The organism is Thermoflexus sp. (assembly GCF_025055495.1).
Taxonomy (GTDB): domain Bacteria; phylum Chloroflexota; class Anaerolineae; order Thermoflexales; family Thermoflexaceae; genus Thermoflexus.
On the sequence record NZ_JANWXB010000169.1, the window covers coordinates 1 to 7,473 of the forward strand.

General features: G+C 63.7%; 6 protein-coding genes. 5 read left to right on the forward strand and 1 reads right to left on the reverse strand.

Translation table 11 applies throughout. The annotated features are described in order from the left end of the window. Positions 1-370 precede the first annotated feature (370 nt). The 5 genes from minC (at position 371) to NZM16_RS05890 (ending at position 5,721) form a co-directional block, all read left to right on the forward strand. Positions 371-1,072, forward strand: coding sequence for a septum site-determining protein MinC (gene minC / locus NZM16_RS05870; RefSeq protein WP_295450463.1), 702 nt, complete (start codon positions 371-373; stop codon positions 1,070-1,072). Positions 1,073-1,235: 163 nt separating this feature from the next. After that, positions 1,236-2,042, forward strand: a complete 807-nt coding sequence (minD, locus tag NZM16_RS05875) for a septum site-determining protein MinD (protein WP_295450460.1) — start codon at positions 1,236-1,238, stop codon at positions 2,040-2,042. Further along, positions 2,039-2,296 (forward strand): cell division topological specificity factor MinE, encoded by a 258-nt coding sequence (gene minE / locus NZM16_RS05880; protein ID WP_295450458.1) that lies wholly within the window; start codon positions 2,039-2,041, stop codon positions 2,294-2,296. The genes minD and minE overlap by 4 nt, the downstream gene beginning before the upstream one ends. After that, on the forward strand, positions 2,293-3,411 hold the full coding sequence (locus NZM16_RS05885; protein ID WP_295450456.1) for an FtsW/RodA/SpoVE family cell cycle protein: 1,119 nt from the start codon (positions 2,293-2,295) through the stop codon (positions 3,409-3,411). Before minE ends, NZM16_RS05885 begins: the two co-directional genes overlap by 4 nt. A 579-nt stretch (positions 3,412-3,990) precedes the next feature. Further along, positions 3,991-5,721 (forward strand): AAA family ATPase, encoded by a 1,731-nt coding sequence (locus NZM16_RS05890; protein ID WP_295450454.1) that lies wholly within the window; start codon positions 3,991-3,993, stop codon positions 5,719-5,721. Positions 5,722-5,865: 144 nt separating this feature from the next. Here NZM16_RS05890 and NZM16_RS05895 read toward each other — a convergent pair whose 3' ends face one another. Beyond that, the gene (locus NZM16_RS05895; RefSeq protein WP_295450451.1) at positions 5,866-7,104 is read right to left on the reverse strand and encodes a hypothetical protein; all 1,239 of its coding nucleotides are present in this window, start codon (positions 7,102-7,104) and stop codon (positions 5,866-5,868) included. Positions 7,105-7,473: the final 369 nt, after the last annotated feature.

The following is a 7,473-nucleotide window of genomic DNA, read 5'->3' on the forward strand; positions in this document are numbered from 1 at the left end:
CCGACCTGCCGGCCTCTGCCCCCGGCCCTGGGCGGGGGGGAGCGGAGATCGCGTCGACGGGACGCAGTTCGTCTCCCCCGGCGGTGGTGGGGCGGGCCGCCTCCGGGAGCCCGCCCCTCCACCTCGAGAGAGAATCCCGGATTTTACCCGCCGAATCGAATAGACAAGGTGGGTTCGCGATCCCCGGATGAGGCTTGCTTTTTAAATCAGTTTACACTATAACTCAACCGGATATTTGAGCTTTCCGTTGTGGGCATGTGAGGCTGCCTGCCGCGGCCTCGCCCGCCCACCATCGAAAGCCTCCGAAGCCCTTCGGGCCTTGGGGTCAGGCTGCTCCAGCCCCAAATCCCTGCTCGTGCATGAGACAGCGATGTCCAGAGAGCCGGTGGCCATCAAAGGGGTAGGCGATGCGCTATGGTTTTCTTTCGGCCCGGAGCCCTGGCCGGAGACGCTGAGGGCTTTAGAAGCCCGTCTGGCGGCGAACCCGGGTTTCTTCGCCGGCGGCCGGGCCGTCCTCGTCTTAGGCGATCGGATCCTGGAAGAAGCCGATCTGTTAAGTGTGCAGGCCCTCCTGAATCGTTTTGGCCTCTCTATAACCGGTGTGCGGACGGATCATCCGGTGACCCAGGCGCTGGTGAGACGGCTGGGCCTTCCCCTTCAATCGTCCCCGACCACGGAGCGAGCCCCTGAAACCCGAGAGCTTCCCCTGGAGCCGGCCTGGGTGATTCATCGAAACTTACGGGCTGGCCACTACCTGCAGGTGGAAGGCCATCTCTGCGTGATCGGAGACGTTCACCCTGGAGCGGAGATCGCGGCTACCGGCGATATCATCGTGTGGGGGCGGCTGTTGGGCACCGCCCATGCGGGATGTGCGGGAAATGATACAGCAACGGTCTACGCCCTGGAACTCCGCCCGGTCCAGCTCCGCATCGGGCATTACATCGCACGCTCTCCGGAGGAACATCGTCGGCCGATCCCTGAACAGGCAAGGGTTCAGAACGGGCAAATCGTCGTCGAACCATGGCGTCCCCTCTCCCGCTGGGAACAGTGGCTGGGACGTTTCCTGGGTTAGCGGTTTGTCGATTTCTGATTTGGAAGTTTTCGGGGACAGTGCGAGGGGACTTCAGCCCCCGCACCGCCCCCGAAAGGTGTTTTCTTCCCCTCCCCACAGCCTACTGAGCCGTGGGGAGGTCGAATTACAGGTTTCCCGGCTTTTCCCTCAAAGGAGGATCGCGATGAGCGCGCAGGTGATCACGGTGACCTCCGGCAAGGGCGGGGTTGGCAAAACCACCGTGACCGCTAACGTGGGGATGGCCCTGGCCATGGCCGGAAAGAAAGTGGTGTGCATGGATGCGGACATCGGATTGAGAAACCTGGATGTGGTCCTGGGCCTGGAGAATCGCATCGTTTATGACATCGTGCATGTCGTCGAAGGGCGCTGTCGCACCCGCCAGGCCCTCATTCGCGACAAGCGGGTCCCCGACCTCTACCTGTTGCCAGCCGCTCAGAGCCGCGATAAATCCGCTGTGAAGCCCGAGGACATGGTCCGCATCTGCGAGGAACTGCGCCCCGAGTTCGATTACATCCTCATCGACTCCGCGGCGGGCATCGAGGAGGGGTTCCGAACCGCCCTGGCCCCGGCGGATCTCATCCTCCTGGTCACGAACCCGGAGGTCGCGGCCGTGCGCGACGCGGATCGGGTCATTGGGCTGGTAGAGGCGATGGGGAAACCCACCCCCAAACTGATCGTCAACCGCCTGAAACCCGATATGGTCCGCCGGGGGGATATGCTGGATACCTCAGATGTTCTGGAGATCCTGGCCATCGAGCTGCTGGGGGTGATCCCGGAGGATGAACAGGTGATTGTGGCGACCAACCGGGGCGTCCCGGTGGTGTTGGAAGAGCGATCGCCGGCGGGACAGGCGTTCCGGGCCATCGCCCGGCGTCTGATGGGCGAACCGGTTCCCCTGTTCCCCTCAGAAGATGGCCAGGGCGTGCTGGGCTGGTTGCGCCGGCTGGTTCGCAGCGGAGGTGGCCGATGAGCTGGCTGGATCGATTGCGGGGACGACCCTCGCCCCGGGAGACCGCCAAACAGCGCCTTCAGGTCATCCTGGTCCACGATCGCAGCGACCTCTCCCCCGGGTTGCTGGAAGTCATCAAGGACGAGATCATCGCCGTCCTCTCCCGCCATGTTCCGATCATCGCCGAAGAGGTGCGGGTCACCGTCACCCAGGACGCGCGGGAATGCCGGCTGGTGGCCGATATCCCCCTCGGGAACCGGCATAGCCGATCATGATCCAGCGACTCCAGGGACAGCTAAGTGAATGGCGGCGCTTCGACGGCGGGCTGCTGCTCGGGACGATGGCGCTGATGGGCATCGGCGTCATCGTGATCGCCAGCGCGGTGTTGCGCTCGCCGGATCTGGCCGATGCGCCCCGCCGGCAGGCCCTCTATGGGCTGATCGGGATCCTGCTGATCTTCCTGGTCGCCTCGGTGAACTACCGGATCTGGGGGGCCTTTCAGCCCATCCTCTACGCCGCCATTCTGGTCCTGCTGATGTTGGCCCTTATCGCCGGCCGCAGCCAGATCGCCCCGGTCCGCCGCTGGCTGGAGATCGCTTCCTTCAACATCCAGCCGGCGGAGCTGGCCAAGCCCCTGCTTATCCTCAGCTTAGGCCGCTTCCTGGCGGATCGCGAGGGGAACATCGATTCCTTCCGCACCGTGTTGCTGGCCTTTGCCTATTTGCTCCTGCCCGCCGCGCTGATCTTCCTTCAACCGAATCTGAGCACCGCCGTGGTGCTCCTGGCCATCGGCCTCAGTATGCTCTTCGCCTGGGGGATCCGCCCCCGTCATCTTTTCGCCATTGGCCTGATCAGCGCCCCCTTAGCCCTCGGAGCCTGGACGATCATGTTGCCCTACATGCGCGGGCGCCTCCTCCACTTCCTGGGCCTTCAGCCGGATCCCAATACCGCTTACAACCTCACCCAGGCCCTGATCACCATCGGCAGCGGGGGCCTGTGGGGGACAGGATGGGGGCAGAGCCCCCAGAACGTGTGGGGGTTCCTCCGGGTGCGCCACACGGACTTTATCTTCGCCGTCCTGGCCGGGGAGTTCGGGCTGGTCGGGGCGCTGAGCGTCCTGGCGCTCTATCTCTGGGTCCTCGGACGGATTTTCCGGATCGCCTGGCGGGCTGAAGATACTTATGGACGGTTGATCGCGGTGGGGGTAGGCACCTGGATCGCCTTCCAGACGCTGGTCAATATCGGGATGAACGTCGGTTGGATGCCGGTGGCGGGTCTTCCCCTGCCCTTTATCAGCTACGGAGGAAGCGCGCTCCTTTCCCTGTGCCTGGGGATCGGCTTCGTCCAGAGTGTGCGGATCCATCGGGAGGCCTTCACGATGCGCGCATGAGGCGGATCCGGGCGCCATCCCGGCCGGCCTCGCTCTTTTCATCCAGCCTCCTTCGGCGACCTCGCCCGCCTCCAGTTCCCCGGATGCGGCCTCCATCCCGCGAAAATTGCCTCCTCCTTTCCGCCCAATAAAAGCCATGAAGAAGCAGGCGAGGCCTATCCCCTTTTTACGAGGCAGCGACCTCATCCCCACCTTAGGAGTCACCACCCCAAGCGGCAGGCAAAGGACGAAGTTGTCCCTTTTTACGCAAACCTGAGCTAAAATAAAATGTTAACGACTGATCCCTTGCCATCTCAGCGGTTCCTGTCAGCGATTCAGCGCTCGTCCCCTCCCCTTGGCTTCGCGGCACAGATGGAGTGACGCGGTGGGGAGCCCACGCCCTGCCCCCAAAGCCCGAGGCAACGAACGGCGCAGCTCTTCGGAGAGCAGGAAAAGCAAAAGGGTAGGATGGACGGCAGGGCTTCATCCTACCATCCTGACCCACCGTTGGGAGACTCCTAGAGGACGTCATGGACGTCTCCCTCATCCTCCTTCTATGAGGCCTGAAAAGCGGTAGGGGCGGCTTGGAAGGAGGTGGCCATGGATACATCCGGGCGGCGACTTCGACCTCGCCTGCGCAGGATCCTGACCCGAGGCTGGCACTGGTGGTGGCGCCGGGGGATCCTCATCGCCGGCGCAGGCGGCTTGGGCTACTGGGCCTATGTCGAGCCGGTGGTATTGAACGCTTTGATCCTGTTCCTGCGCTTCGCCCTCCAGCTCCTGTTCGCCATCACCTTCGTCATCATCCAGTTCGTGGCCATTTTCTGGTTCATGTCCCGTAGCCGGGTGGAGGTCATCAAGCCCGGCGACCCGAAACAGGTCACCCTGGCGGATTACTGGGGACAGGAGAACCTGGTGCGTCTGGTCCGCCAGTGGATCGACCTGCTCTCGAACCGGGACCGCTTCGTGAAAATGGGCGGGCAGTTCATCAACGGCATCCTGCTGGCGGGTCCCCCGGGCACGGGAAAGACCATGCTCGCCAAAGCCATCGCCGGCGAGGCCGGCATCCCCTTCATCTCGATTGAAGGGTCCAGTTTCCGATCCATGTTCTGGGGAGTGGATGTCCTGAAGATGATGTGGTTTGTGGGGAAAGCGCGGAAGCTGGCCCGGGAATACGGAGCTTGCATTGCCTACATCGATGAGATCGACGCGGTGGGGGCCAGCCGGGGCGGCGTGATGGGCGGCGAGCGGACGGGCCCTCTGGGCTGGTTTGGATGGGGCGGCACGGGAGCCCTGACCCGCCTTCTATATGAAATGGATGGCATCACCCAATTGACCCGCTGGGAGCGGATCAAGGGACGGATCTACCGGCTCCTGGGGAAGCGCCCTCCGCCGCGCAGCTGGCATGTGCTGTTCATGGGCGCCACCAACCGACCGGACGCCCTGGATCCCGCTCTGGTGCGCCCTGGACGCTTCGATCGCATCATCTACGTGGACCTGCCGGATCGGGCGGGGCGACGGGAGATCATCCGGGGATACCTTTCCAAAGTCAAGCACGATCCGGCGATCGACATCGAGTCCTTAGTGGCAGATACCGCGTGGGCCACGCCGGCCAAGATCATGGCGGCGATCACCAAGGACGCCGTGCGCATCGCCCTGTTCAACGGACGGGATTACATCATCCAGCGGGATATCGAGCTGGCCCTCCAGGAGCAGGCGATGGGGCTGGAGAACCCTATCGCAGAGATGGATCCGCTCCAGCGACGCCAGGTGGCCTACCATGAAGCTGGCCACGCGGTGGCTCAGTATTACCTGCTGCCCGACGAGCGGATCATCCGCGCCTCGCTGATCCGTCGCACCAACATGCCCGGCGCCCTGGGTTACGTCCACAGCGCCCCCAAACAGGAGCTATACACCGTCCCCCTCCGACGCCTGGTGGCGGAGATCCTGGTCTCCCTGGCCGGCCACGTGGCCACGAAGATCTTCATGGGCGAGCATTGGACCGGCGCCGGGGCGGACTTTCAGCAGGTTCGCCAGCGGATCATGATCCTGCTGGATCTGGGCTACTTCGGATTCCACCCGCTGAAACCCGAGGACCCCGCGCGTTATCAGGACATCATCGAACGGTTCTGGATGGATTGCGAGGAGAAAGTGGAGCAGCTGTTACGGGAACATGCGGCGGAGGTGGAGGCGGTGGCCCAGGCGTTGCTGGAGCGCCATGACCTGTCCGGAAACGAAGTGATCGCCATCATCGAGTCCGCCCGCGCAGGCCGATCGATCCCTCTCCCCACACCGGCCTCCGCTTCGGCGCCCCTGGCCCCACGCACCTGATCACGCCGCCAGGGACCTGGGGAAGCGGTCTTGTCCATCCCCTCCAGGCCCGCCGAGAGTTTTCATGGCGGAGCGGAGGGCCTTCGATCCCCCGCTCGAATGGGAGGTTGGGCAAGCCCGCCTTCGGCGGCTCATCCGACCCGATCAACGGGGAGACCAGAACGCCAGCACGCCATCCCCCAGCCGGCGGGGCTCCAGCCAGCCGGAGACATGCAGGGCATAGATCCCAGCTTCCCCCTCCGGTTCCATCGCCGCGATCAGAACAAACCGGTCATCGGGCGACCAGAGGAAGGCCGAGGATTGGAACACATCAAAGAAGGCCAGAACCTCCAGGAAGGAACGGGATGGGACAAAGGCCGCCAGATCCCGACCGGTTTTCCCGGACACCTCATAAATCCGGGCCTGAAGCAAAACCTGCCCGGAAGTCGGATCGGCCTCCAGGAGACGAAACGCCAGAAGCTTCCGGCCATCATGAGACCAGAAAAACGCCAGATTCGCTTGGTCATCAAGCCGGGTCAGCTGATCCGCCTCCACATCGTAAAGATCCAGGGGGCCGACGCGCGGAAGCGTGGTGGTGGGATCGGTGATCAGCGCCAGATAACGACCGGTAGGAGACCAGGAGAAGGCCACCCCTCCGGTGAAGGTGAGGATTGTGCGGGCAGAGAGATCCTCGGCGCCTGCCCATCGAAGGGCGCTGGCATCCCCCTCTCGTTCCGCCCAGATCAGCCACCGGCCATCCGGCGACCAGGCTGGCGCGTTGAAGGCCGCGGTATGGTCGGAATGCTGCTGCGTCTCCTCCCGATCCAGTGTATGCAACTCCAGGTAGCGTCCTTCCCGGTGCCATGCCAGCACGCCCCGGGCAGCGTTCCAGCTGAAGAAGAGGGGGCTGCCCTGAGCTAAAAGGGTTTCACGGCCTTTCCCCGGATCCAGAACCCGCAGGGCATAAAGGCCAGGTCGCGACCCCTGCCGGCTCAGGGCGATCAGCGCCTGGGCATTTAACCAGCTCAACAGAACCGGCTCCTCCTCCTTCCACTCCCCCCACACCTGGCGGATCGGCGGCCACCGGGACGGAAGCTCCAGCCCGATCACACGCACGGTGGTGACTTCCTCTGTCAGCACCTCGAAAACTGCCAGACGTCGGCCATCGGGAGACCAGGCCGGGAGTCGATACGCCCGACGACCCTGGGCGGTCGGGCCGGCGTCCTCCGTCAGCGCCCGTTGACGCAGGCCGCTCTGATCCGTCAGATAGAGATTCCCATCGCCCCCCACAATCACCACACGTCCGACTCGCCTTCCCAGGATGCGCGCCAGGGGATCATCTGGGAGCTGGAAACCAGGGGGAGGAGCACAGGCGACGAGGACTCCCATCAGAACGAGGAACACCCACCTTCCGTAACCCCTGCCCATTCCGGCACTCCAATTCTGCTCCGTTTCCCTGATTTTAAACCAGAATATCATGACCCGTCATTTGGATGATGGAGGATTGCCGCATTCCGGCAACGGGATCCTCTCCCATTTCCCAACTTTCAAACTCTCCCGCGGGTTTTGGGGCCGGGGCGCTGCCGAAGGCGGCGCCCCAGCCCCAAAACGATTTTTTCTTCCCCCCTCTCAACGCCACGCCGGACCGGTTTCAAACCGCGGCTTTGGCGAACTGGACTTCGGACAAGCAGGCCATACCCCAAGCGCCTTGAGCTTTCTACGGCAAGAAGGCCGAGCCCCTCCCCTCTTTCCCCTCTCCCCGCGGTCTGAAGG

Excerpts from the sequence above, each read along its gene's own strand:
- NZM16_RS05885 (WP_295450456.1), top strand. The coding sequence starts at position 2,293 with ATGATCCAGCGACTCCAGGGACAGCTAAGTGAATGGCGGCGCTTCGAC.
- NZM16_RS05890 (WP_295450454.1), top strand. The coding sequence starts at position 3,991 with ATGGATACATCCGGGCGGCGACTTCGACCTCGCCTGCGCAGGATCCTG.
- minC (WP_295450463.1), top strand. The coding sequence starts at position 371 with ATGTCCAGAGAGCCGGTGGCCATCAAAGGGGTAGGCGATGCGCTATGG.
- minE (WP_295450458.1), top strand. The coding sequence starts at position 2,039 with ATGAGCTGGCTGGATCGATTGCGGGGACGACCCTCGCCCCGGGAGACC.
- minD (WP_295450460.1), top strand. The coding sequence starts at position 1,236 with ATGAGCGCGCAGGTGATCACGGTGACCTCCGGCAAGGGCGGGGTTGGC.